The organism is Lacticaseibacillus suilingensis, assembly GCF_016861845.1.
Taxonomy (GTDB): Bacteria; Bacillota; Bacilli; order Lactobacillales; family Lactobacillaceae; genus Lacticaseibacillus; species Lacticaseibacillus suilingensis.
Genome location: NZ_BOLV01000002.1, coordinates 139,364 through 164,575 on the forward strand (window position 1 = coordinate 139,364; position 25,212 = coordinate 164,575).

The following is a 25,212-nucleotide window of genomic DNA, read 5'->3' on the forward strand; positions in this document are numbered from 1 at the left end:
ATCAACCTAGAGGCCAGTGGCTTGGGTGAGAAGCGGGAACTTCTGCTTTTTCTCAACTTTATTAGTATACGCACTCTGACTACCGGTGTCAAACGTTTCTATCATGGGAGCACTGCCGGGTAGGCCAGCTTCCGCAGTAAGGGGCTGGAACGTGGTAGCCAGCGGGAGGCGGTGCTGGGCGGAGCTCGGCGCCATCACCCGCGTCAGTGTGAATTACAGGTTCTTACCGGCGCCGCGCTTTTGCTTGCCATCACGGCTGTAGTTCTTGATTTCGGCCTTAACCGAATCCACGAACATGTTGGCCGGCATTTCCTCGGCCTCGCTTTCACCATAGCGCCGCACCGAAACAGCAGCCGAGTTGACTTCTTTTTCGCCGACCACGACGGTGTAAGGAATCTTCTGGGTTTGCGCTTCGCGGATCTTGTAGCCCATCTTTTCGTTGCGGGCATCCAGCTCGACGCGCAGGCCGGCTTTGCGCATTTCGGTTTCGATCAACTTAGCATAGTCGAGGTGTTCATCCAAGGAAACTGGGATGATTTCAACTTGCTTCGGGGCCAACCAGGTTGGGAACGCGCCTTTGTAGATTTCCGTCAGGTAAGCGATGAAGCGTTCCATGGTCCCTACGATGCCACGATGGATCATGACTGGCCGGTGTTCTTGGCCATCTTTACCGACATAGGTCAAATCGAAGCGTTCTGGCAGCATGAAGTCCAGTTGGATGGTGGACATGGTTTCTTCGTTGCCCAGTGCCGTCTTAGTTTGAATGTCCAGCTTTGGCCCGTAGAAAGCTGCTTCGCCTTCTGCTTCGTAGTAATCCAGACCTAAATCATCCATCGCGCCTTTCAGCATGCTTTGGCTACGGGTCCACATTTCATCGTCATCGAAGTACTTTTCCGTGTTCTTCGGGTCGCGGTAGGACAAGCGGAAGGTGTAATCGGAGATGTTGAAGTCTTCGTAGACATCCATGATCAACCGCAGAATCTTCTTGAATTCGTCCTGCACTTGATCCAGCGCCACGAAGGTGTGACCATCGTTCAAGGTCATTTCCCGCACGCGCTGCAAACCGGACAAAGCGCCGGACTTTTCATAGCGGTGCATCATCCCCAGTTCGGCAATGCGCAGTGGTAGTTCGCGGTAGGAGCGGATGTGGTGGTTGTAAATCTGAATGTGGCTTGGGCAGTTCATCGGCCGCAGTTCGAGCATTTCGCCATCGCCCATGTCCATTGGTGGGAACATGTCTTCACGGTAGTGGGCCCAGTGACCAGAAGTCTTGTAAAGATCCAAGTTAGCCAGCACTGGCGTATAAACATGTTCATAGCCATCGGCCAGTTCCTTGTCGATGATGTAGCGTTCAATCACGCGGCGGATGGTGGCCCCATTTGGCATCCAGTATGGCAAGCCAGAACCAGCCTTCGGATCAACGAAAAACAGGTCCAAATCACGGCCAATGGCGCGGTGATCGCGGTCGCGGGCTTCTTGGCGCTGCTTAGCGTCGGCTTCCAGGTCGGCTTCTTTGAAGTAGGCTGTGGCATAAATCCGCTGCAGCATTGGGTTGGAGGACTTACCCTGCCAGTAAGCGCCAGCAACAGACAACAAGGTGAAGTGCTTCAGGTCTTTGAGACTTGGCAGCACCACTGCTTCTTCAAAATCGAAGAAATCGCCCAATTGGTAGCCGTTGATGGTGTCGCCAGCCGCGGCATCAATCAATTCCAGCTTGTAAGGTTCATCAGCGAAGGCCTTTTTGGCGTCAGCCTTGCTCATGCTAACGGCTTCGATTGGCGCGTTAGCCTTCACCAATGCATTGATTTTGTCGCTGATGGCAGGCAGTTGGTCCACCGTCAACTGGCCTTCCTGACGGTCGGTATCGTAGAAGAACCCATCGTCAGTCGCTTCGCCTTGGCCCAGCTTAACTTCCGGGTGCAGGGCTTTGATTGCAGCAGCCAGCGCAAAGGCGCCAGTTTGCCGCAGCACGTTCAAGCCGTCTGCACTGTCTTTGGTGATAATTTCCAGCGCGCCGTCTTCGCTAATGGGTTGGTTCAAAGCAATCAGTTGCGCATTGAACTTGCCGGCAACGGCCTTTTTGGCCAAGCTGTTGGCAATCGCCTTAGCGACGCCTTCAGTGGTGATGCCAGCGTCGAATTCTTTGACGCTGTTGTCTGGTAAGGTAATTTTGATTGACATAGGTATTGCTCCTTTTCTGACGAAGGCAAAAGAAAAATCGCCTCGAGTGTCATTTCTGACACTCGGGACGATTAATATCGCGGTTCCACCCGACTTGAAAGCACTGCTTTCCTCTCAATGCTCGTAACCTGAGCTTGGGGCCACTAGTGGCAATCTCGGAAAGAGGTGCGGATCAGGTCTTGTCTCGGTTTACAGCCACGCCCGAGGCTCTCTGGTGAAACATGGTCCTTAAAGCTTTCGTCTTTGATACCTAGATTAAACCACAGCGCAAACACGTGTGCAAGCTTCATGGGCAAAAAGTTAAGCTCAGCCGTTACGCCGATCCACCCCGGCCACCGGAATTTCCTTGGCCAAAAAGCGAATGCGTTCCATGATTCGCTGCGCTTTGAGCGCCTCGTTGTTGCCCACATCTGCCCCCGCCAAAAAGTCAGTCAGCTCGGCCATGGTTTTGTTGGAAGTGAACAACGTCGGCAGTTCTTCTTGCATCCGATACTGCAAAATGACGCCCAAGACTTCATCACGAACCCAAGGACTCAGCGCCTCAGCGCCAATATCGTCAATCATCAAGACCGGCGCGGTTTTCAGCGTGTTGATTTTCGGCAATACCTGGTTGCTGGCAATGGCGGCCTTCATTTCGACCGCAAAGGTTGGAAAATGCACTAAGGTTGAAGCAATGCCGGCTGCGGCCAGGTCGTTGGCAATGGCCCCAAGTAGGTAGGTCTTCCCCACGCCAAACGGGCCGGTAAGGTACAAGCCTTGATGAAACTCATGCGGTGCCTTCGCCAAGGCCAAAGTGAAGCCAGTCGCCGCAGCCAGGGCGGTCATGCGCTCCGTGGGATCATAGCCTTGCAAGCTGGCCTGCTTGATGGCTTTCGGCATGTTCAACGCCGTCACCAAATTCGCTTGGGCCTGCTTGGCATCGGCCGCTAATTTTTCCGGCGTGGCATCATAAGTGATGTCAATCAAGCCATTGGAGGCAATCAGCCGCGGCGCATAGCCCGAGGCAATCAGCGGGTCACCGGCTTGGAGCCGATCCCGCGCCGTCACAAACTCGTAGATTTTGGCGGCACCACGCGTCACCGCGTCAGGTGCCAGTGCCGCTTGATTGGCGGTTAAAAAGGCCTGAACCTCGGGATCAGCCACAGCGGTTTTCACCATATCACGATAAGCAGCGGTCATGGCCCGGGGATCCATGACTTTCTTCAGTTCCTCATTCATTGGTTCCATGGCTTTGCTCCTTTCGCAATGCCTCGAGTTCCGCTAGCTGCGCGGCTAGTTCCTGCTTGGTCGCCGCACTGACCGTTTCTTTGGTTGGCTGGTAGTCCTTTTTCATCCAGTCTGGCGTGGCTTCCTGGCGACTGGGCCGGCCATTGCGCGGTTTCGGTTTGCGCTGCTTGGCTTGATAGTCATCAATCGCTTTAAGGGCCGCTTCAGGGCTGTTGACGTTCTCGCCGAGCCAACGGTTAGCAATGTTGTCAATCAAGGCCTGGGTGACACTGTCGTAATTTTGCAGGATATAAGACACCAGGATATTGACCGTGGCGTTGTCGAACACCTGGCGACTGGCAAGCTGGGACACTGCCCGAGTTTCCGAGCTGGCCACAAAGAGGTTTGAATTCTTCGCGTGCTTGGCCTGCTCCAGGAATTCCCTTGGCGGCGTGCTTTTGGCCTGCTGCAGCAAGGTTTGCTGCTGCGCGGTCAGCTTGATGCTGCCAGCTGCCTTCGGAGTTGCCGCCGGGATAGCGTCAGTTTTGGCGGTTAAATGCGGCCGCTGCTTGGCATAGGTCTGCTCGATGATCTGCTTCAAGCGTGGCATCGCCAACTGACCCGACACCGGACTCGTCGCTTGCATGATGTGGCGGGCCAAGACTGGCGGCGTAAGGCCATAGAACGTGGCTAGTTGCGCCAAGGCACTGCGATTTTTCGCTACCTGCCCCGCCGCTAGATCTGAGCGGCTGAGCAATTGATCAAGCAGCGCCCAGTCATACCCGGCGCCGTCGCTCAAAGTCACCTCTGGCAAGGGCTTTTGCGCCACGGCTTGCTGACTGGCGACGACCGGCGCCGGTAAGGCCACTGAAGTCAGCTGGAAGACATCCAGTAGCTGCGCCGAAACATCTTGCCAGGCCGCTGCCTTCACCGTGTGAATGGTGTAGCGCTGGACCAACGTGTCATACCGAGTCTGGCCAACGCGATCGTACAGCAACAAACTTAAGGTGTCGTCTTGGAAAAAAGCGTTCGCCGCCACCGGCCGGTAGAGCTCATACGCCCAGTACCGGCCATTTTGATCAACCGCGGTGTAGGTTTTCATCAGCCCCATGGCTTCCAGGTGAATACGCGCGTCATATAACGTATCTAAATCGACCCCTAGCAAATCCATCAAGGCCGTTTGCTTTTTACGGTCAGAGCGCAGCGGTTTGGCATGCGAGGTTTGCCACAGACTCAAATAAAGGGCCAGCGCCACCGGTCCAATCAAGGGTTGGTAAAGGTTCACCACCACGTCTTGATCATGGTCACTAAAATAAGTGGCTTGCACCACAATATAATCATCTTGCGCCATGTAATTTTGCGGTCGCATGAAGACGCCCCTTTCCAAGTGATAAGTTAATAACGGCAAAACAAGGAGTCGGCCGCGGGCCCACTCCTTGCTTAGTGACTGTCTTTTTCGCGTTTCATCATGTCTTGGAGTTCATCCATGAACACGGACATGTCCTTAAACTGGCGATAGACACTGGCGAAGCGAATGTAGGCCACATCATCGACGTCGGCAAGTTGTTTCATGACGTACTCGCCGATTTGCTGACTGGAGACTTCATTTTCACCAATCGCCCGCAGCTTATTTTCGACGCTTTCGACGATGCCTTGCATCTGCTCCATCGTCACTGGCCGCTTTTCGGCGGCGCGAATCAAGCCTTTGAGAATCTTCTCACGGCTGAACTCCTCGCGGGTGCCATTTTTCTTAATGACCAAAAGTGGGGTTTGTTCAACCCGTTCGAATGTGGTGAAGCGGAAACCGCAATTTTCGCATTCACGGCGGCGCCGAATCGCGCGGCCGCCATCGGTTGGCCGCGAATCGACCACTCGTGAACTATTGTGATGGCAATGTGGGCACAGCAATGAGACACCCTCTTATAAATTGATACTCTATTATACCACGACCGCCAAGCACGTTCACCTAGCCAATTGCGCTAGGATTGCCGCCACTTGCTGCTCACGGCCAGCCGCACCGAGACTATTATCAATGACAAAATCGGCCCGGGCCACCTTCTCGGCCAGCGGCATCTGGGCAGCGATTCGCTGTTTGGCTTCAACTTCAGCCAAGCCATCCCTAGCCATCAGGCGCTTGAGCTGTAAGTCAGCCGGTAAGCTCACCACCGCCACGCCATCAAAGCTCGATTCATAGTGCGTTTCATACAGCAGTGGAATTTCCCCCACCACCACCGAGGCACCGGTGGCTTTGGCCGTCGCCAAAGCCTGATTAATGGCTTGACGCAAATATGGCTTGTCGATGCGGTTGAGCTGGGCCAGTTTGGTCGGATCCGCGAAAACAATCGCGCCTAACGCCTTACGATCTAAGGTTCCATCCAGGTTGATCACGGTTGGGCCAAAAGCTTGGCTAATCGCCGCCAGGGCTGGTTGACCAGGCTGCACAATTTGCCGGGCAATCACATCGGCGTCCACAATGGGACACCCCGCAGCGCGAAACACCGCTGCCACGGTACTTTTGCCGGTGGCAATGCCGCCAGTTAAACCCAGTAAGTATGTCATTGCCTAGCCCCGCTTTGGCTGGCAGTGCGGGCAATAATGGGTGCCGCGCTGGCCGACTTTGATTTTGACAATGGTGGTGCCGCAGCGATCGCAAGGGGTTCCTTCCCGGTCATAAACATGCAACTGGTCCTGCATCGCCCCGCGGTGACCATCGGCATCCACGAAAGAATGGACACTGGTGCCGCCAAGCGTAATCGCCTTTTGCAGTTCGGCGATAATGGCATCATGCAGCGCTTTAACCGCCCTAGCTGATAACGTGTTGGCCGGTTGCTCCGGATTGATGCGCGCCAGCCACAGCGTCTCGTCGGCGTAGATATTGCCGACCCCGGCCACCACAGTCTGATCGAGAATCACCGACTTGATTGGCGCCTTGCGTTTGGCCAGTGCCGCTTTGAACGCCTTCAGGTCAAAAGTGGCCGCCGTCGGTTCTGGCCCCATTTTAGCCAGCCCGGCCACGGCCTTGGTTTCCTCGCCGGTAGTCACGAGCTGCATACGGCCAAACTTGCGCATATCGAGGTAGCGCAGCTGACTGCCATCGGTAAAGGTAAACCACACATGCAAGAACCGCGGCTTCGGCGTATCAACGGTTGGCGCCAGTTGATACTTACCTTCCATGCGGAGGTGCGACACAATGGTCAACGCCCCAAAGCGAATCAGCAGATACTTGCCGCGCCGGTCAATACCGGTCACAGTGGCGCCGGCCAAGGCGGTTTGAAACAAGGCCAGCCCGCCGACTAGGATTTTCTCCCAATCGGTGCCGACTTGCGCCACTGTTTTGCCGACAATCAGCTTCGTCAAGCCGAGCCGGACATTTTCAACTTCTGGTAATTCTGGCATTGCGTCCCTCTTCCCGTCTGCGCCAGTGCCCAGACTCAGCTTTTTTACTTGGCATCAAACCAGGTTTTGCCCCAGTGACTTTCCACCTTGAGCGGCACCGCCAGTTTGACAGCGGAGTCCATCACTTTCGGCACCAGTGCCGCTAATTGGGCCATTTCCGCTTCCGGCCCTTCGAAAATCAGTTCATCGTGGACTTGTAGCAGCATGCGCGACTGAAGGTGGTTTTCCTCCAGCATGGCTTGCATCCGAATCATGGCCACCTTGATGATATCTGCGGCACTGCCTTGAATCGGCGTGTTCATCGCGGTGCGTTCGGCAAAGCTGCGTAGGTTAAAGTTGCGCGAGTGAATGTCGTTCAAATAGCGGCGGCGATGGAACAAGGTTTCAACATAACCTTGTTCTCTGGCCACCTTCACCATCTCGTCCATGTAGTCATGCACCTGCGGATACTGTTCGAAGTAGCCGTCGATGAAGGCTTTGGCCTGCTTGCGCGTGATGCCGATGTTTTTGGCCAAACCAAAATCGGAAATGCCGTACACAATCCCGAAGTTCGTTGCCTTGGCCTGGCGCCTCATGTCTGGGGTCACCTCATCAGGCGAGTCAAGGTGGAAAATCCGCATGGCCGTGTTGGCATGAATGTCGCGATCTTCCTTAAAGGCCTCTTGCATGTTCTTATCGCCGGAAATATGGGCCAACACTCGCAGTTCGATTTGGGAATAGTCACTGGAGAAAATCTGCCAGCCTTCATGGGCGGGTACAAAGGCGCGCCGCACTTGCTTGCCTTCATCGCGCGCCGGAATGTTTTGCATATTCGGATCCACTGAGGACAGACGGCCAGTTTGGGTCAGCGTCTGCAGGTAGCGGGTGTGAATTTTATGATCCGGATGGACCGCTTTAATCAGCCCAGCTACATAAGTCGACTGCAACTTCGCAACCGTGCGATAATCCAAGATATCTTGGACAATCGGGCTAGCGGAGCGCAACTGCTCCAAGACATCGACTGAGGTGGAGTAACCGGTTTTGGTTTTTTTGATCACTGGCAACTGCAGCTTCTCAAACAGCACCTCACCAAGCTGCTTCGGGGAGTTCAAGTTGAACTTCAGCCCGGCTTCAGCGTAGATTTTTTCTTCGAGCACATGCATGGTGCTGGTCCATTGGTCGCCAAGCCCTTGCAGCGTCTTGCTGTCCAACACAATGCCGGTGATTTCCATGCGGGCCAGCACCTTGGCCAGCGGGAGCTCCATGTCGGTGAACAAGCTCAGTTGGTCCTGCGCCTTCAGCTCGTCAAGCAGCTTAGGCCGCAGCGTCAGGAGGGCTTGGGCTTTGCGGGCAAAATGGCCAAACAAGCTCTCCTCGTCTGGCACCTTACGCTTGGCGCCTTTGCCATAGACCGCCTCATCGAAAGGCAAGTTGTAATCGTGATCTTGCGCAATTTGGCCAAAATCATTGCTGTTTTGGTCTGGATTGAGTAAATAAGAAGCCAACAAGAGGTCAAAATCAATTTGCGGCAAGTTCACGCCCAGCCGCTCTGCAGCCACCAGGTTGCGCTTGGCATCAAACACCGTCAGCTGATGATCCCCCAGCCAGTTTTGCACCTTCGGCAGCGTCAACAAGGTGACATCAGTGCTGACAAAGGTTTCTTCAGTCGTGCCAATGAAAAAGCCAATTTGCTCGGCGGTGTGATAATTGTCTTCCAGCATCTCCAGCTCAAAGGCCACTGGGTCCGCTGTCTTTGGCAACTGAGCCAAGTTGGCATCCGTGAGCACCACAAAATGTACCGGTGCTTGTTTTTCCGCCGTAGCTGCTGGCAGATGGGCCAAAGCTTGGCGCATTTCCAGCTTGGTATAGAGCGCACGCAAGGCGTCAAGGTCTGGGCCGGTGTACGCCAAATCATCCAACCCAATCGTGAGCGGCGCCGCCTGATCAATCGTGGCCAGCGTTTTGCTCATTTCAGCATTGGCCTGGTCATTCACCAGGTTTTCCTTCATTTTGCTGGGCTTGAGTTCATCAATGTTGGCGTACAGGTTCTCAATCGAGCCGAATTGATGCAGCAACTTCAGCGCAGTTTTCTCCCCAACTTTCGTGACCCCAGGATAATTATCCGAGGTGTCCCCCATCAGCCCTTTCAGATCAATGATCTGCTTGGGCTCCAGCTCAAATTTTTCTGCGACGTGCGCTGGGGTGTAGGCTTCAAGGTCGCCGACCCCTTTTTTGGTCACCTGCACGGTAGTTGATGAGGTAGCCAGTTGGGTCAAGTCGCGATCGCCGGTCACAATGTTGGTTTGCCAGCCGCGTGCGTCTGCCGCTTTGGCCAGTGTACCGATGACATCATCGGCTTCATAGTCCTGCAGCGCGTAATGCTTGATGCCATGGTCGTCGAGTAACTCATGGATATAAGGCAACTGTTCAAGAAATTCGCTTGGCGCCGCATCGCGCTGCGCTTTGTAGTCGCTGAACATCTTGGTGCGGAACGTACCCCCACTTTTATCGAACGCCACCAGAATGTGGTCCGGCTTGAATTGATCGACCACATTATCGAGCATGCTGTTGAACGTCATGATGGCATTGGTATGTAGCCCATCTTTGGTGGTGAAACGATCCATCTGGGTATACATCGCATAAAAAGCGCGAAACGCCAGCGAACTCCCATCAATCAGCAGTAATTTTTCTTGTGCCATGGTTAGCCTCCTAAATTGGCTCTTCTGACACCCAGTATAACAAACTTCAGGCTGCGAAGCCGAGCGCTTTTAGGGGGACGGCTAGCCTAGCTTGAGGCATTACCGCAGGTTTTAGGCGGTAATGCCTCAAGCGTAGCTAGACACTCCCCCGTTGCTCGGCGGAGCGCAACTTCAGGCAGGCAGCGGAGCGGGACCGAACTTAGCTGGATGGATAGCCTAGCTCAAAGCATTACCGCCGCTTTTTGGCGGTGAGGCTTTGGGCGTAGCTAGCCACTCCAGCGTTGGCCCTGCGGAGCCAACTAGAGGCTCCTGTTCAGGTTGTATGCTTTCACTGGAATCAAAAACCTGGCCCCTCTCATCGAGGAAGCCAGGTAAGTGTGATTTAGTCGCGGCTGGAGCTGCCTCCGAACAAGCGGAGCACCACCAGGAAGATGTTCAGGAAGTCGAGGTACAAAGCCAAGGCCCCTTGAATCGCCAGCGTGTTGGTATTCACCACATAGCCGCCTTCTTGGTTGGCAGACATGTAAATCGTCTTGAGCTTTTGGGTATCAAACGCCGTCAACACGATGAAAATGACCAAAATCGCGTAGCTTAGAATCAGTTGCAAGCCTGAGGACTGCATGAAGAAGTTAATCACTGACAGCAGGATCACCCCGATCAAAGCGGAGGTGGCAATCACGCCGGCACGACTCAAATCTTGCTTCGTAATGCGGCCCACCACCGACATGGTGAGGAAAATTACCGCGGTGGTCAAAAATGAAATCGCCACGATTGAACTTTGATACTGGATCAAAATCACGGTAAAGGTCGTCCCATAGCAGGCGGAGATGAGATAAAACATCAGCCCGGCGTAACCGGCGTTGGCCTGTGCCCGGCGGCTATTGACCCCCATGGACAAGAACAGCGGCAAAAACAGCAAGATGTAAAACATAAAGGTGTGATTCGCCACAAAGTTGGCATATTGATTATAAAAAACAGTGCCGAGCAAGTAAGAAATCGCAGCGGTCAGCAGCAACCCGGAGCCCATCACACTGTAAACTCGATTGAAGAACCCGACCAAGCCGGTGTCATTCACGACGCGTCGTTCTTGCATGAGATCATTCCTTTCATGAATCTTTGCTTTTCAGTATACCAAAGATAACAAATCTCTGGCTAAGACTTTAGGCGGATATTAGAGTTTTGCCTCAAAAGCACGCTCATATTTCTGCACGTCCCCGGCGCCCATGAAAACAATCGCCGCGTTTTTGTGCTTCAGCAGCGACGTCATATCGTCTTCGTGCAGCACTTCACCGCCGTTTTTCAGTTTCGCCACCACATCCTCGGCGCTAACCGAACCCGATGTTTCGCGGGCGGAGCTGAAGATTGGGGTCACATAAACCGCATCGGCTTGACTCAGCACTTGGGCAAAATCGTCCAGGTAAGCAATCGTGCGCGAATAAGTGTGCGGCTGGAACACCGCTACCAATTCGCGATCTGGGAACTTCTGGCGGGCCGCATCCAGGGTTGCCTTGATTTCATTTGGATGGTGCGCGTAATCATCAATGATGACGGTGCCGTTGAGGTCGGTTTCCGAGAAGCGGCGCTTAACGCCAGAGAAACTCGCCAGTTCACGGGCAATATAGTCAGGATTCAAGCCTTCCGCATCGCTCACTGCCACCACGGCTAAGGCATTCAGCACACTGTGTTCACCGAACAGCGGCACGAAGAAATGGCCCAAGAGCTGGTCTTTGTGATAAGCATCAAAGCTGGAACCTTCCGGGGTGCGCTTGATGTTTTTCGCTTGGTAATCATCCTGGTCGGATTCGCCGTAGTAGTAAACCGGCACCTTGACATCCAGCTTGCGCAGCCAAGGATCATCGCCCCAGGCAAAAATGGCCTTTTTGACCTGCTTGCCTTCGGTTTCAAAGGCGTCATACACGTCTTCGATGCCGGTGTAATAATCGGGGTGATCGAAGTCGATATTGGTCATAATCAGATAATCCGGGCTGTAAGCTAGGAAGTGACGGCGATATTCGTCGGCTTCAAACACGAAGAATTTGGAATCTGGCGTGCCTTTGCCGGTGCCGTCACCAATCAAATAACTGGTTTTGTCGATGCCACTTAAAGTGTGCGCCAGCAAACCGGTGGTGCTGGTTTTGCCATGTGCACCGGCGACCCCAATGCTGGTGTAATGACTCAGCAGTTCGCCGAGGTATTCATGATAACGGTAGAACTTGAGGCCCAGCGCCTTAGCGGCTTTCACTTCGGGATGTTCATCCGTGAAGCTATTACCACAGATAATCGTGTAGCCGGGCTTGATATTCGCCGCATCAAACGGCAAGGTCTCGATGCCCGCGGCTTCCAGCCCTTTTTGGGTAAAAGTGTACTGCGTAATATCTGAGCCTAGGACTTGGTGACCCAAATCATGCAAAATCAGCGCCAGCGCGCTCATGCCTGAACCTTTGATACCAATAAAGTAGTCAATTTCCTCTGTCATCATGTAGCCTCTTTCATTTAAGCCCTACCGCGGCTGCGGCTGGGGCAAATCTTCTTTGTTAAGATAAACATCCCGCGGTTTGGAACCATTGGCGGGTGAAACATAGTGTCGCATCTCCAGCTCATCGATCAACTTCGCGGCGCGGTTGTAGCCAATGGCAAACTTACGCTGTAACTGTGATGTGGACACGGTTTGCTCGCTGGCCACGTAACTCAGCACTTGCGGGAACAACTCGTCTTGCGCCTCAATCGCCTGGGCCTTAGCCACCAGACGGCTGGGGTCAAACAGATATTGCGGCGGCTGCTGGCTGCGGACAAAATCCGTGATCGCATCCAGCTCCCGGTCGATAAACGTGCCTTGCAGGCGAATGGGCTGGCTGGCCCCGTTGCCCAAGAACAACATGTCGCCTCGGCCGAGCAAGGTTTCGGCCCCGGCATGGTCGATGATGGTCCGCGAGTCGACCTGGCTGGCCACCATAAACGCGATCCGCGTCGGAATGTTGTTCTTGATGGTACCGGTAATCACATCCACACTCGGCCGCTGGGTGGCCACAATCAAATGGATCCCTGCCGCCCGGGCCTTGGCGGTGATGCGCGCGATGTAATCTTGCACTTCACTCGCCGCTACCATCATGAGATCGGCCAATTCATCGATAATGATGACAATGCTTGGCATGACCGCGGCGTCATCGCCGTGCGCGCGGGCCTTATCATTGAATTGCGCCAAGCTGCGGACATTGGCTGCTGCCATTTTTTCGTAGCGGGCTTCCATTTCGCCTACCGCCCACTTCAAGGCGGCGGAGGCGGCTTTAGAATCTGAAACCACTGGGGCGACCAAATGCGGTAGCCCATTATAAACCGCGAGCTCCACGGCTTTCGGGTCGATCAGTAGCAGTCGTACTTGCCGCGGCGTTGCTTTGTAGAGCAACGAGGTAATCAGACTGTTGATGAAAACCGACTTCCCAGCCCCGGTGGCCCCAGCAATTAAGCCATGCGGCATTTTCGCGAGGTTGGTCACCACGGGTTTACCGAACAGGTCCACCCCTAAAGCGATAGTGAGCGGTGAGGTCGCGGTTTGGAACGCCGGCGCGGCAAGCACCTCTTTGAGCATCACCGGGCGTGGCTTGCGGTTAGGAATTTCAATCCCGACCGTGCTCTTGCCAGGTATCGGCGCTTCAATGCGAATGTCCTTAGCGGCTAACGCCAGCTTCAAATCATCGGTGAGATTGGTGATTTTGTTCACCTTCACCCCTGGCGCCAGCTTGATCTGAAACTGGGTGACAGTTGGCCCGACGGTGCTGGCGACCACCTGGGCCTCCACGTTGAATGAAGCCAAGGCCGCATTCAGCGTTTCGGTTTGCTGGGCGACCCAGGTCTGCTGCTCACTGGTGTCTTGGCGCACCGGGTCACTCAACAAGCTAAGCGGTGGCAGCTGGTAAGCCGCCGTCGATGATGCCACTGGCGTCGCTGCTGCCGTTTCGGCCGCCACTGGCGCTACCGGTGCGGCCTGGCGCCGGACCGGCTGTGACGGCAGCGGTTTAGCGTCTATCACCTGGTCGGCTGGTGGGTTTTCCTTGGCAGCTTTAGCGGCCGCTTTCTTCATCTTCAGGTAATCACGCACTGAGGCACGCACCGCAAAAGGATTAGGTCTAGTGCCGTGGTGCCGCGGCTGGGCCGCCTGCTCCGGCTTGGCTTTTGCCACCAGTTCCGTCACGGTAGCTGGGCGCTGGTCTTCGGTACTTTCTGCCGCAGCATTGGCACTGATTTGCGCATCGAGGTCGGCTTGCGCGGCATCGCTGGCAGTGGTCAACTGCGGTACTGGCGAGCTTGAAGCTGCTTCAGACGTTGATTGCGGCGTAATTGCTTCTGACTCATCGTCAGTTAGATCAGTAGCCACTGATGACACCGTTGGCTTAGCTGCTCCGGTGCTCATTTCAGTGGCAGCGGCCGGTTCAGGCTGAGCAGGCAAGGCATCAACGACCGGAGTTTCAGGCGCATTGAGCGTCGGTTCAGCCTGAGGCAGTGTTTGATCAGTGGCCCAAGGCGTTTGATCATCTGGTGTTGCCAGGACGTAAAGCTGGGCGGGATCCACGGCGAGTTGGACACGAATTTGTTCATAGTCAACCTGATGCTGGCGCCGGGTCGCCACGCTCGCCGGCGTCTGCAAAGCGTCAAAGGGATCGACTTGATACGCAGGTGCGACTGCCGCTGGCGCAGTGGGCCGATGTGCCGGCTTGGCTGCTTGGTATTCTGAATGCGGGTGGTGGCTGCGGTTAAAAGCAGGCCCATCATAATGCGGCATAGTCCGCTTCCTCTCTTTTTCATGCTGTTTTCATTTTAGCATAGGCCCGCCCGAATGCTTAGCCCCACCAGCAAAAACCGCAATTTTTAGCCAAAAAAAGACTCGATTGCTCGAGTCGAAGTGGTTAGGAAGCAGCAACCACTGCTTCTGCTTGTTTGAAATCAAATTCGCTGCCAGCGGCAAGGTCGTCTGGCATGATCAAAATGCCGCGGGCCGCTGGTGCCCCAGGAATGGCGAGTTCTCGCGCCGCGCACAGCATGCCAAAACTTGGCACGCCAAGCAATTCCCCCGGCCAGATGATTTTACCATCGGGCATCATGGCGCCAGGCAAAGCCGCCACCACCGTTTGGCCCAAAGCCGCGTTCGGCGCGCCGCAGACGATTTGCTCCTGATGGGTGCCGAAGTCCACTTGGGTCACATGCAAGTGATCAGACTTGGGATGCGGCTGAAAATCAATGATTTTACCAATCACGAATTTCGGCGTCTCTGCTAATGGCAGTGCACCGGTAAGACCGGCCGCTACGATGGCCTGGTTCAATTCCTTGATTTGGTCAACGGTTAAGTGGACCTGACCTTGACCTTCAACCGGCGTGAAGCGCGCCACGTCGAAAAAGTTGAAGCCAATGGCCTCGCCTTGGGCATCATAAATGCCGGTGATGCCGTTAGCTTGTTTGGTGGTTTCCTCAGCCGTATCTTGAGCCAATACCACAATCAGAGTATCGCCCAGTGCTGGTTTGTTATACGTGGTGATCAAAAAATTGCCTCCCTGCAACATTTTAGGCTGGCAATCCCGTGATGAAGTCTTCGACCTGCTGCTTGGTCTTGCGGTCTTTGTTCACAAACCGTCCGATTTCCTTGCCGTTTTCAAAGGCAATGAAACTTGGGATTCCCATGACGCCCATTTCTTGCGCGACCTTAATATTATCATCGCGGTCCACTTTGATAAAGGTATAGTCTGGATAATCTGCTTCAATCTCAGGCATAGCCGGTTTGATAAAGGCGCAATCTGGGCACCAGCCGGCGGTGAAGAACAACATTTGCTTGCCGTCAGCCTTAGCTGCGGTCAAGATTTCTGCGTCTGAACTAAACTCTTTCATGTTTGCCTCCTACTAACTTTTAATAAGGAAATTATACGGCGTTACCAGCCAATTTGCAATGCCCTTCTGCTCAGTTTCCGCTATACTGAAGAAAACAAGAAGGAGCCTTGCCTTATGAAAAAATCGCATCAAGCCCTAGCATTTGTGGCGACGGCCACTTTGGTTGGCCTCGGCGCACAGGCGCTTAATCACCTGTACTGGCACCGCCTGCTACCAAATCGGCTGTTTAACCAAATCAAACCGGTCATCGTCGAGCCCGCCCAAATCACCGGCGGCTGGATGACGATGGCCCCGGAAGCCGCGCTGGTCGCAGGCAAAATCGTCGCCAGTTACCGCGGGGGTGTCACCACCGACCATGACATCTATCGCTTCCAGGTCAGTGAATCGGGCACCATTCTCAGCCTCAACCGCGCTGAGCGTTAAGCCTGGGGAAACCGGGCGACCAGTTCGTAGATGCGCCCGCCTTGGCTACTGAACTTGTGCTCATACTCGGTTTCAATGTTATCCGTGACCCGCGGATCGTGATGCAGATCAAGCGCCACCAAGTCAAACACCATACCATAATTGTTCATGCTGACCAGTGAGAACTCGAACAGGCCTTGATTATCGGTTTTGAATTGCAAAATCCCGTTCGGTGCCATAATGGCTTGATACTGCTGCAAAAAGTGGCGATAAGTCAGGCGCCGTTTTTCGTGCCGCGACTTGGGCCAGGGATCGGAGAAATTCAAGAACAACCCGGCCACTTCGGCGGGCGCAAAATAGTCCGTTAAATCTGCCCCATCCCCTAACACCAGGTGCAGATTTGGCAACTGCAAGGCGACCTGTTTGCGCAGGATGTACGCAATCGCCACTTCCTGAATTTCTAAAGCAATATAGTTGCGGTCAGGATGGGCTTTGGCCATTTCGATAATAAACTGACCCTTGCCAGAGCCCACTTCTAGATAAAGTGGCTGCTGCTGGCTGAACTTGGCCTGCCATTTACCGGCCATGTCAACCGGCCGCACACTGATCAGGTCCGGATTGGCGGCAATCAGCGGCGCTGCCCAAGGTTTGTTTCTTAATCGCATAAAATCGTTAATCTCCTTTAATCTTGCCTCGACATGAAGCGGACCCGAGCATTTGGCTCGGGTCCGTTCGTCTATTCCATCAGTTGTTGCAACTGGCGCAGGGCCTGGTTCATTTCGGTGTAGCGCTGCTGGCCAAGCTGCTGATTAACCTCATGCAGCAAGTGCAGTTCGCCGTACCAGGTGATGCGGGCCAGTAAATCGTCGGTCAGTTCGCAGCCATAAGCGGCGAGCCATTGGGACCACTCCCCGCGCGGCACATAATTAATCAGCACCACACTGAGATCAAAAGCGATATCGCCAAGGCTCGCTTGGTCCCAGTCGACCAGGTAAAGCTGCTGGGAGTCGGATAAGAGCCAGTTTTTGTGGTTGAGGTCACCGTGGCACACCCGCAGGTCACTCGCGACTGGCGGCAAGTGATGCAAAGCTGCAATTGTGGTTTGCACCAGTGGATGCTGGCGCAACTCCGGGGCCAAATTGGCCAAATAGTGATCCACCAGCTGCTTTGGCGTTTGCGGGCGGCCGCCGACTTTGCGGAGCATCCGCCGCAGCAGCACCGAATTATGCACCTTAGCCAGTAATTTGGCCACTATCGCCGAATTCATTTGGGCACGACTGAGCGTTTGCCCATTAACCCAATCTTGAGCAGTGAGAATATCACCGGTAGCCATGCGTTTGGTCCAAATCAGTTTCGGGGTAATGCCCTCAACCGATAAGGCCGCCAAAAAGGGGGACGCATTGCGTTTTAAAAAGAATTTCTCATGGGCATAAACGCCCATGAAGGCGCCGCCGGTCGTACCACCGATGGGCTCAAGCGACCATCCTGGTTCCAAATCAAACAATGCCCGCCGCCTCCTTGGGCCCTGCTCCCTGTAGCAAAGGCCAAAATTTCCCCAAAATCGGGGACCGAATCATCAGATACCTCATCTTACCCAAGGCCCTACACTGGCGTCAAGCCCTTACCGGCTGGCCAGCGCTTTTTAGTGGCGCTGCAATCGCCATGGCACGTACCAGTAAGTAAAACCGCCCGCAAACACCGCACCGCAAGCCAAAACCAGGCCAGCAATCAGCCATCGGCCCATCAGCGCCGGTCCCACTGCAAGCAGCACTGCCAAAATGCCGAGCAGCACCCCAGTCAGATGCTGGAACGCCCGCGGCCGCTGCGTCGCAGGCACTGGATATAGCTGCGCGAAGACATTTTCATCGTAAGCCCCAGCCAGCGGCAGCAACTGAAAGCCGACCAAGTAAACAAACAAAATGCCAACCAAACCAGCCAGCCACCAAATCTTCAGCAACATCAGCACCGCCGCGCCCACAATTGCCAGCCGCACGTAAAGGCCCAGATACGTGGTTTGCCGCAAAAAGCCTCGCCAGTACAGATACGCCCAGGTGTGGCGATGGTTGGGGCGAATGAGCTTGGCAATCCCATCCAGCCACCGCCGGCGCCGCACGCCACCACTCAGCCCGGGCACATCGGTAAACAAATTGTAGAAGCGATACAACCGATCCATCCGTTTGCCTTCATTGGCAATCAAGGTCAGCCAGTCCAGCCGCTCCGGCGCAAAGTGCTCGCCAATGCGCCAGCGCAAAGTCAAATCCAGCGCCAAAGCCACCACCATCGCCAAGGCCGGATGCCAATACAGCGACCCCGTCACACTGACGAAGGCCACCGCCAGCAAGCTCACGCGTCTTAGCCAGATTGGGCAAGCCCCTTGGTAAGATCTGATCAGTGCCACCCACAAATCGCTGTCCTTGAAGATGATTAAAGCCGCGGCCAACGTGAGCCCGCCACTGAGCGGGTCAATCTTCAGTACCGCCAGTAGCGGCACGCTCGCCAGCGCCCCTAATGCCAGCACCACACTTGGCAGCAGGAGGCTATACCGGCGCGCCTTAAACAGAAATTTGGCAAAAGCCGAGGTCTGAGGCAACAAGAACGTGCCATCAGCCGGCGCGACCAGCGTGGCTAGCTGGCCGAAGCTCAAGAGCGCCGTTAAAATCAGCGCCAGCAGCGGCCGCAGCCACCAAGCCGGTACCAGGGTTTTCACCAGCTGGCTATAGCCGTACAGCAATGCACCCACCAGAATCACCAGCACCAGCACAAAATGGTCATTGAAGACAAGCTGCAGATATTTAAATTGTTGTTTTTGATGTTGCCGCAAGCGCGTGCGCCACAATGTGCCCATGCTTATGCCTCCCTCGTCATGGCCATGTAAATGGCATCAAGGTCAGCATCAGCCAAGTTGAATTGCGTTTGCAAGCTCGTCAAATCGCCGGTGGCCCGGACTTGACCATTGTTCAACAGGACAAACTGATCTGCATACTGCTGAGCCGTCGCCAAAATATGGGTCGACATCAACACCGCAGCCCCCGCCTGCTTTTTTAGCGCCACCAGGTCCAGCAAATCATGCACAGCCAGCGGATCCAGCCCAGTAAATGGTTCATCAATGATATAAAGCCGGGCATTGGTCATAAACGCGGCCACAATCATCACCTTTTGCTTCATCCCTTTAGAGAAGTTGGCGGGGAACCAATCGAGCTTATTGGCTAAGCGGAACTGTTCGAGCATTTCATTGACCCGCGGCCAGGTGGTTTTAGCATCGAGGTCGTAGGCCATCATGGTCAGCTCTAGGTGCTCTTTCAGGGTCAATTCCGGGTAGAGCACCGGGGTTTCAGGCACATAAGCAATCGCCTGGCGGTAAGCTTCAGGCGCCTCGGCCAAGGTTTGGCCATCGATTTTGATGGCCCCTTGCATCGGCGTGAGCAGCCCGATAATGTGCTTGATGGTGGTGGACTTGCCTGCCCCATTGAGCCCAATCAGGCCGACAATTTGGCCATCCGGTACTTCAAAACTCAAATTCTTGATCACCGGCAAATTGCCATAACCACCGGTCACGTTCTCCAAAGCCAATGTCATAAGCCTGTCCTCTTTCCGCTACTTTTTACTTGATTTTATGATAGCATGGAAATAACCGAAACGTTTACGAAAGAGGGAAAACACCATGGCTGAAGACTGTATTTTTTGCAAAATCATCGCAGGAGACATTCCCAGCGTCACTGTCTATGAGGATGACGTGGTCAAAGCGTTCCTTGATATCTCTCAAGTGACCCCGGGCCACACGCTGCTAGTGCCTAAGGTGCACGTACCAGACATTTTTGCTTATGATGCCGACCTGGCCGCCGCGGTGTTCTCCCGCGTGCCTAAAATCGCCAAGGCCATCAAGGCCAGCGACCCGCGGATTGTCGGCATGAATATCATGAACAACAATGGGACTGTGGCTTATCAAAGCGTCTTCCATTCCCATATTCACCTGCTGCCGCGCTACTCTGGCCAAGATGATTTTTCGATTCATTTTGGCGATCACACCGACCAATACGACACAAAGCAGCTGCAGGCCATCGCCGCTGCCATTCACGAAAGGATTGAAGCTTGATGAAATTCAAAACTGGTTTTCTGCTCGGCGCGATCGCCGGCGTTGCATACGGCTTGTTGACCGCCAAAAAAACTGGCCCCCAGCGCTTGCAAAGCATGGTCACCTACTCGGATGATTTGACCCATGCTACCACTGACGTCCAACATGCCGTCACCCGCTTTGGCCATGCGCTAAGCGACTTGAAACAGGAGATCCAAACCACCCTGGCGCCGAACTTAAAAGACATCACCGATAGTGCCACGGATTTTGCCTTCCAAACCGAGGCCCACACCAAAGCGATGCAGGCGCATTTGGACACGATTGCTGAGGCCATGGATGACATCAATGCGGCTGCGGCTGACCCCAAACCCGTTGAACCAGTACAAAACTGAAATTATGAAGGTTCTGTGAAATCCCTTCGAGCCTTTAAGCATTGTGGTATATTAGACAAAGTGTTGCACCAAAATTACAAATCGAAAGTGGGCTGTACAGTATGAAAAAGTGGATCGCCGGCATCGCTGGTATTTTACTGGCTGTGTCATTAGCCGGTTGCTCAAGTGGTAGCGAAACGGTTGCTAACATGAAAGGCACCAAGATCACCAAGGACGAATTTTACAACGAAATGAAGACTTCCAGCACCGGTGGTGAAGCTACCTTGCGGAACATGATCGTTGAAAAGGCGCTCGAACAGCAATACGGCAAGAAAGTTTCCGATGCTGCCGTCAACAAGCAATACAACAGCGTCAAGAAACAGTACACGGATGCCGGCCAAGACTTTGCCGCCGCATTGAGCCAAAACAGTTTGACGGAAAAGTCCTTCAAGGCCCAAATCAAGACCTCCCTGCTCTCTGAAGCCGCCCTCAAGGCGCAAAAGAAGCCAACCGAAGCGCAACTGAAGAAGCAGTGGAAGAAGTATGAACCAAAAATCACGGTTCAGCACATCTTGGTGGCTAAGGAAGATACCGCTAAAGAAGTGATCGCGGCCCTGCAAAAGGACAACACCGAAGCTAATTTCAAGAAGTTAGCCAAGCAGTACTCAACCGATACCGCGACGGCTTCCACTGCTGGTAAGCTGGCCGCCTTTGACAACACCGACACGCAGCTCGACTCCACCTTCAAGGCAGCCGCCTTCAAGCTGAAGAAAGCCGGCGACTTCACCACCACCGCCGTTAAAACGAGCTATGGCTACCACATCATCCGCGCCATCAAAGTGCCGGCTAAAGGCAAGATGAGCGATCATAAGAAGGACCTCACCGACCAGCTCTACAAGACCTGGGAAAGTGATGAAACCATCATGACCGGCGTCATCAAGAAAGTGCTGACCAAAGCCGACGTCAACATCAAGGACTCCGATCTTAAGAACGTCCTGTCTGTCTACCTTGGCTCCAGCTCAAGCTCCAAGTAATCACTCAAGCAATTCCAGCACGGCCACTTTGGCCGTGCTTTTTTTGTCCTCAGATTCAAAAAAGCTGAGCAGCATGGCTCAGCTTTGGCGGTTATTTGAATATGGTAATTGGGTTACCGCTCCGCACTGGGATCAGGATAAGTCTGGCCATTGGTTGGCCGGTAGAAGCGGCGGTTATCCATCCCGAATAACCGCTCGGTGAAGGTGCCGGGATCAACATGCTGATACGCCGTTGACAGCATATTGATGCTAGCATCCAGCTCATCGAGATCATGCAGAATCTGGGCTTCGAGCAGTTCTGGCCGGACTGGTGAGCCATACTCTAGCAAGCCGTGATGGGACAAAATCATATGCCGTAGCATGATCATATCTTCCGCATGGATGTCGATTTTCAGACTTTGAGCGGCTTCGACGATAGCTTCATCCACTAGGACAATATGGCCAATCATATTACCTTCCATGGTGTACTCGGTCGATACCGGCCCAGTAAGCTCCATAGTTTTGCCTAAATCATGCAAAATCGCGCCGGCATACAGCAGCGACTTGTTGACCTGGCTGTATTGGCCGGCCACGCTTTTGGCCAGGCGCAAAATGCTCAACGTGTGAAACGCCAAGCCGCCAGCAAAGGCATGGTGATTAGACTTGGCCGCCGGATACGTCAGAAACTGCTGCTTGTGATCAGCCAGCAGCCGCCGCACAATGCGATTCCAGTTGGCATTGGTGATTTGGAAGATAAAGTCATTCAGCTCTTCTCCCATATCAGCCTGGCTTTCTGGGGCATGTTCGACAAAGTTGGCGGGATCATTGCCTTCTTCCTGCGTTGCCAGACGCAAGGTATAGATTTTCAGTTGCGGCTTGCCTTGGTACAGCTCGCGCTTCCCCGACAGCAGCACCACCACGCCTGGCTGGTATTGGGCAATGTCGTCTTCTGACGCGTCCCAAAACTTGGCGGTGATGTGGCCTGAAGGATCTTGGAATGTGAATGCGATGAACTTCTTGCCGTTTTTGGCGACGCGGACTTCAGCGCCTTTGACCAGCACCGGCAACTTCAGCTCGGCGCCATTGGCATAGTCGAAAATTTGTTTTGCCATTGTTTACCCTTCCATCTGTGTGTCTGTTGCCTTTAGTGTACCAGTCTCGGCGCCAAAGCAAAAGAAGCGCCACCCTGGACGCTTCTTGCTTGCTGCTTATTTCTCGGCTGGCGTGTCTGCGCCTTCGCCTTGATAGATTTCGCTAATCGGTTGGGCAATGATGCGGTTGATGTCATCCATCACCGTAGACAAGCCTTGTTCTTTAGCCATCAAGTCCTTGATGGCGTCGATGTTTTGCATCTTTTCGGACAGGTCTTGAAGCGGCTTCACATCATCCTGGCTGATTTCCTGGCCTTGCATTTGCTTTTGTTGCAGCGTCATTTGCAGGTTTTGGAATTGCTGGAACAAGGCAAAGCCAACTGGATCAAGCTTGAGCATGTCGTAACTCTTTTTCAAGTCTTGGAATTGTTGGCTTTGCTTCAGATCAGCAGCCAGTTGATTAGCGGTATCGTATACGTTTGCCATGAGGCACCTCTTTCAATTTTTATGAACCGGCGCAAGCGCCTTCGTCTTTCCATTGTACCTGCCCAAGATGGTTTGGGCAATTGTCATTCACCGCAGAGTTGATCATACGGTCGGGCCGGGTGCTTCCGCCGGTAAGGGCTGGAACGTGGTGGCCAGCGCTTTGAGCCTCTGCGAGTCTCAAAGTCGCGGCTTGTTCTAAGCCGGAAACCCGCCGGCTAAGAACAATTTCACCACTGAGCCCTTGCCGGCTCCAGCACCCGGCCCTATGTTACGGTTTTCAGCTCATTTGACCGTGCGCTGGTAGCTGGTTAGAACCCACTAGCTGGCCAAGGAATCGAAGAACGGTCACAGGCTAGTTAAACATCCCTTTGAGGCCGCTGAACCAATTCGAGACTGTGTCTTTGGCCTGCTCAACGCCGTTTTGGATGCCGCTTTGGATGTTGGACCAGACGTCGCCGCCGTCGCTGGTGGCTGGGGTCTGGAGGGTGGCGCGGGCTTTAGCGTCGGTGGTGTTGAATTTCGTTTGCGGCGTGTTCGGCAAGATATTACTCATTTCGAGTTTGAACAACTTGGAAGCGCCTTGTCCTTGCTGGAGGTAGTGGCTGGCATTGGTATTGGCAAAGCCAGTCCAGGTGGCAACCACGATATCTGGCGTGTAACCAATCGCCCAAGAGTCCTCAGCACCTTTGCCGTTGCCCCAGCTGGCCGGAGTTTCCACCGTGCCGGTTTTCCCGGCAATGGTGTAGCCATATGGTTTCGCGTAAATCCCAGTACCTTCGTTGTAAACGCCGATCATCATGCTGGTCATTTCGGTGGCGACTGACTTTTTCATAATGCGCTTGCTGGTGGGCTCGTTGTCCACCACGGTGCGGCCGGTGGCATCCACAATTTTACGGATGAAATGCGTTTCCGGGAGCGTGCCGCCACTGGCGAAGGCGGCATAGGCCCGCGCCAGTTGCAACGGTGAATAGCCGGTGGAGATGCCGCCAAGGACCGAGCCCAGTTGGACCTTATCTTTATCGGCTAGCGTTAAGCCAAAGCGAGACAGGCTGGCCACCCCTTTGCTCAGGCCAATTTTGTCCATTAACCACACTGCCGGCGCGTTGGTTGAAAGCGCGAGCGCTTGATACATCGGCATCTGGCCGCGGTAAATGCCATCTTCGTTGGTTGGCGTGTAGTGATCTTTACCGTAGCTGAGTTTTTTATCGGTGAGTTCACTGTCATACGAGTAGCCATTCTCCAGCGCCGGTGTGTAGGCCATCAGTGGCTTTAGCGTCGAGCCAGGCTGGCGCTGCAGCTGCGTGGCGTAGTTGAAGCCTAAGTACACATGCGGCCCCCGCGAACCGACCACGGCCAGCACCCCGCCGGTATTGGGATCCACCGCCACTGAAGCGGCCTGCGCCTTGGTGCCGTCTGCGGCATTGCTTGGGAACACATAGCCAGCGTCAAAGGCGGCCTGCATCTTGGTTTGGTAGGTGGTATCTAAGGTCGTGTAGATGCGGTAGCCTTTGTTGACGATGTCGTCTTGACTGATGCCGTCTTCCTTGTAGGCCTCGGTGATGACCGCATCGACAAAATAAGGATATTTTTGCTGATTATCGGCGGTATAAGTATCTTTCAACGTGAGGCCAGTATTCTTCGCCGCGTTGACTTGCGCTGCGGTCAGTTTGCCGGTTTCTTGCTCCAAACTGAGCACCAAATTACGCCGGGAAATGGCGTTATCCATGTGATCGATTGGATTATAAAAACTTGGACTGCGGAGCATCGCGGCGAGCGTCGCCCCTTCGCCGGCGGTCAAAGCCGAGGCGGATTTGCCAAAGTAACGCTTGGAGGCGTCCTCCACCCCCCAGACCCCATTGCCGAAATAGGCGTTGTTGAGGTACATCGTCAAGATGTCTTTTTTAGAGTAAACTCGAGTCAGCTGCACGGCGAGGAAGATTTCCTGCCCTTTGCGTAAGAAGGTTTGTTTTTGCGACAGCAAGGTGTTTTTCGCCAGCTGCTGGGTAATGGTGGAACCGCCGCCGGTGATTTGACCGCGGTTGATGACAAGGTGCACCAGTGCCCGCAAAATACCCTTAATGTCAAAGCCCCAGTTGGAATAAAAGCTGCGGTCTTCCGTGGCAATCACGGCGTTTTGGACGTTGACAGAAATGTGATCGAGATCAACGTAGGTCCCTTTTTGCCCATAGAACGTGCCCGCCACTTGATTTTTGTTGTCGTAATAAGTGGTTTTGGTCAGCATCGTGCTTTTGATTTCTTGCACATTCGCCGTCTTGGCCTTGTAAGTAAACCAGGTAGACAGCAGTAAGGTAGCCAGCAAGCCGAGAAAAATGACCCAGCGGATCACCTGAAAGCGGCGGAAGAACCACTTAATCGCCTGCCAGGCTTTGCTCATCGCCGTTTTAAAGGCGGAGTCGCTATTTTTCATGATGCTGCCCCCTT

Annotated in this window: 23 protein-coding genes; 4 read left to right on the forward strand and 19 right to left on the reverse strand. The window is 54.1% G+C overall.

Translation table 11 applies throughout. From position 1 onward, the window contains the following. Positions 1–213: 213 nt before the first annotated feature. The 12 genes from thrS to JUF11_RS02140 all read right to left on the reverse strand — a co-directional run bounded on the left by thrS (position 214) and on the right by JUF11_RS02140 (position 15,335). Positions 214–2,181 (reverse strand): threonine--tRNA ligase, encoded by a 1,968-nt coding sequence (gene thrS / locus JUF11_RS02085; protein WP_204118094.1) that lies wholly within the window; start codon positions 2,179–2,181, stop codon positions 214–216. A gap of 306 nt (positions 2,182–2,487) precedes the next feature. Beyond that, entirely contained in the window at positions 2,488–3,408 is a 921-nt protein-coding gene (gene dnaI / locus JUF11_RS02090; RefSeq protein WP_204118095.1) for a primosomal protein DnaI, read from the reverse strand. Further along, positions 3,392–4,756: a DnaD domain protein gene (locus tag JUF11_RS02095; protein WP_204118096.1), complete on the reverse strand. Its 1,365-nt coding sequence runs from the start codon at positions 4,754–4,756 to the stop codon at positions 3,392–3,394. The genes dnaI and JUF11_RS02095 overlap by 17 nt, the downstream gene beginning before the upstream one ends. A 71-nt stretch (positions 4,757–4,827) precedes the next feature. Then, complete coding sequence (gene nrdR, locus JUF11_RS02100; RefSeq protein WP_203632486.1) at positions 4,828–5,295, reverse strand: transcriptional regulator NrdR; 468 nt, start codon at positions 5,293–5,295, stop codon at positions 4,828–4,830. Between the two features lie 54 nt (positions 5,296–5,349). Beyond that, entirely contained in the window at positions 5,350–5,946 is a 597-nt protein-coding gene (gene coaE, locus JUF11_RS02105; RefSeq protein ID WP_204118097.1) for a dephospho-CoA kinase, read from the reverse strand. Positions 5,947–5,949: 3 nt separating this feature from the next. Beyond that, on the reverse strand, positions 5,950–6,783 hold the full coding sequence (gene mutM / locus JUF11_RS02110; RefSeq protein WP_204118098.1) for a DNA-formamidopyrimidine glycosylase: 834 nt from the start codon (positions 6,781–6,783) through the stop codon (positions 5,950–5,952). Positions 6,784–6,827: 44 nt separating this feature from the next. After that, complete coding sequence (polA, locus tag JUF11_RS02115; protein ID WP_204118099.1) at positions 6,828–9,461, reverse strand: DNA polymerase I; 2,634 nt, start codon at positions 9,459–9,461, stop codon at positions 6,828–6,830. Between the two features lie 382 nt (positions 9,462–9,843). Then, positions 9,844–10,554 carry a Bax inhibitor-1/YccA family protein gene (locus tag JUF11_RS02120; protein WP_204118100.1) on the reverse strand — a complete coding sequence of 237 codons (711 nt, stop codon included), beginning with the start codon at positions 10,552–10,554 and terminating at the stop codon, positions 9,844–9,846. Between the two features lie 78 nt (positions 10,555–10,632). Beyond that, positions 10,633–11,937 carry a UDP-N-acetylmuramate--L-alanine ligase gene (gene murC / locus JUF11_RS02125; RefSeq protein WP_204118101.1) on the reverse strand — a complete coding sequence of 435 codons (1,305 nt, stop codon included), beginning with the start codon at positions 11,935–11,937 and terminating at the stop codon, positions 10,633–10,635. A 24-nt stretch (positions 11,938–11,961) separates the two neighbouring features. Beyond that, positions 11,962–14,238, reverse strand: a complete 2,277-nt coding sequence (locus tag JUF11_RS02130) for a DNA translocase FtsK (RefSeq protein WP_204118102.1) — start codon at positions 14,236–14,238, stop codon at positions 11,962–11,964. A gap of 124 nt (positions 14,239–14,362) precedes the next feature. Continuing rightward, positions 14,363–15,013, reverse strand: a complete 651-nt coding sequence (ytpR, locus tag JUF11_RS02135) for a YtpR family tRNA-binding protein (RefSeq protein ID WP_204118103.1) — start codon at positions 15,011–15,013, stop codon at positions 14,363–14,365. A gap of 1 nt (position 15,014) precedes the next feature. Next, complete coding sequence (locus tag JUF11_RS02140) at positions 15,015–15,335, reverse strand: thioredoxin family protein (protein ID WP_125582316.1); 321 nt, start codon at positions 15,333–15,335, stop codon at positions 15,015–15,017. 114 nt (positions 15,336–15,449) lie between these two features. Between JUF11_RS02140 and JUF11_RS02145 the strand changes: the two genes are divergently transcribed. Next, positions 15,450–15,758: a hypothetical protein gene (locus JUF11_RS02145; RefSeq protein WP_204118104.1), complete on the forward strand. Its 309-nt coding sequence runs from the start codon at positions 15,450–15,452 to the stop codon at positions 15,756–15,758. Here the strand turns inward: JUF11_RS02145 and trmB are convergent. The 4 genes from trmB to JUF11_RS02165 form a co-directional block, all read right to left on the reverse strand. After that, on the reverse strand, positions 15,755–16,402 hold the full coding sequence (trmB, locus tag JUF11_RS02150; protein WP_204118105.1) for a tRNA (guanosine(46)-N7)-methyltransferase TrmB: 648 nt from the start codon (positions 16,400–16,402) through the stop codon (positions 15,755–15,757). The genes JUF11_RS02145 and trmB overlap by 4 nt on opposite strands. A gap of 71 nt (positions 16,403–16,473) precedes the next feature. Then, the gene (locus tag JUF11_RS02155; protein WP_236000368.1) at positions 16,474–17,241 is read right to left on the reverse strand and encodes a phosphotransferase family protein; all 768 of its coding nucleotides are present in this window, start codon (positions 17,239–17,241) and stop codon (positions 16,474–16,476) included. 138 nt (positions 17,242–17,379) lie between these two features. Next, entirely contained in the window at positions 17,380–18,582 is a 1,203-nt protein-coding gene (locus tag JUF11_RS02160; RefSeq protein WP_204118106.1) for an ABC transporter permease, read from the reverse strand. A gap of 2 nt (positions 18,583–18,584) precedes the next feature. Beyond that, positions 18,585–19,313 (reverse strand): ABC transporter ATP-binding protein, encoded by a 729-nt coding sequence (locus tag JUF11_RS02165; protein ID WP_204118107.1) that lies wholly within the window; start codon positions 19,311–19,313, stop codon positions 18,585–18,587. Positions 19,314–19,398: 85 nt separating this feature from the next. Between JUF11_RS02165 and JUF11_RS02170 the strand changes: the two genes are divergently transcribed. The 3 genes from JUF11_RS02170 (at position 19,399) to JUF11_RS02180 (ending at position 21,214) form a co-directional block, all read left to right on the forward strand. Then, positions 19,399–19,830 carry an HIT family protein gene (locus tag JUF11_RS02170; protein ID WP_204118108.1) on the forward strand — a complete coding sequence of 144 codons (432 nt, stop codon included), beginning with the start codon at positions 19,399–19,401 and terminating at the stop codon, positions 19,828–19,830. Beyond that, a complete protein-coding gene (locus JUF11_RS02175) occupies positions 19,830–20,201 on the forward strand; it encodes a YtxH domain-containing protein (RefSeq protein WP_125582304.1) in 372 nt (123 codons plus the stop codon). The genes JUF11_RS02170 and JUF11_RS02175 overlap by 1 nt, the downstream gene beginning before the upstream one ends. 101 nt (positions 20,202–20,302) lie before the next feature. Continuing rightward, on the forward strand, positions 20,303–21,214 hold the full coding sequence (locus JUF11_RS02180) for a peptidylprolyl isomerase (protein ID WP_204118109.1): 912 nt from the start codon (positions 20,303–20,305) through the stop codon (positions 21,212–21,214). A gap of 113 nt (positions 21,215–21,327) precedes the next feature. Here the strand turns inward: JUF11_RS02180 and JUF11_RS02185 are convergent, their stop codons facing one another. From JUF11_RS02185 to JUF11_RS02195, 3 genes are all read right to left on the reverse strand, one after another. Continuing rightward, a complete protein-coding gene (locus JUF11_RS02185; protein ID WP_125582301.1) occupies positions 21,328–22,305 on the reverse strand; it encodes a 3'-5' exoribonuclease YhaM family protein in 978 nt (325 codons plus the stop codon). Between the two features lie 96 nt (positions 22,306–22,401). Continuing rightward, positions 22,402–22,770 carry a YlbF family regulator gene (locus JUF11_RS02190; RefSeq protein ID WP_125582299.1) on the reverse strand — a complete coding sequence of 123 codons (369 nt, stop codon included), beginning with the start codon at positions 22,768–22,770 and terminating at the stop codon, positions 22,402–22,404. A gap of 352 nt (positions 22,771–23,122) precedes the next feature. Then, entirely contained in the window at positions 23,123–25,198 is a 2,076-nt protein-coding gene (locus tag JUF11_RS02195) for a PBP1A family penicillin-binding protein (RefSeq protein ID WP_236000369.1), read from the reverse strand. Between the last annotated feature and the right edge of the window lie 14 nt (positions 25,199–25,212).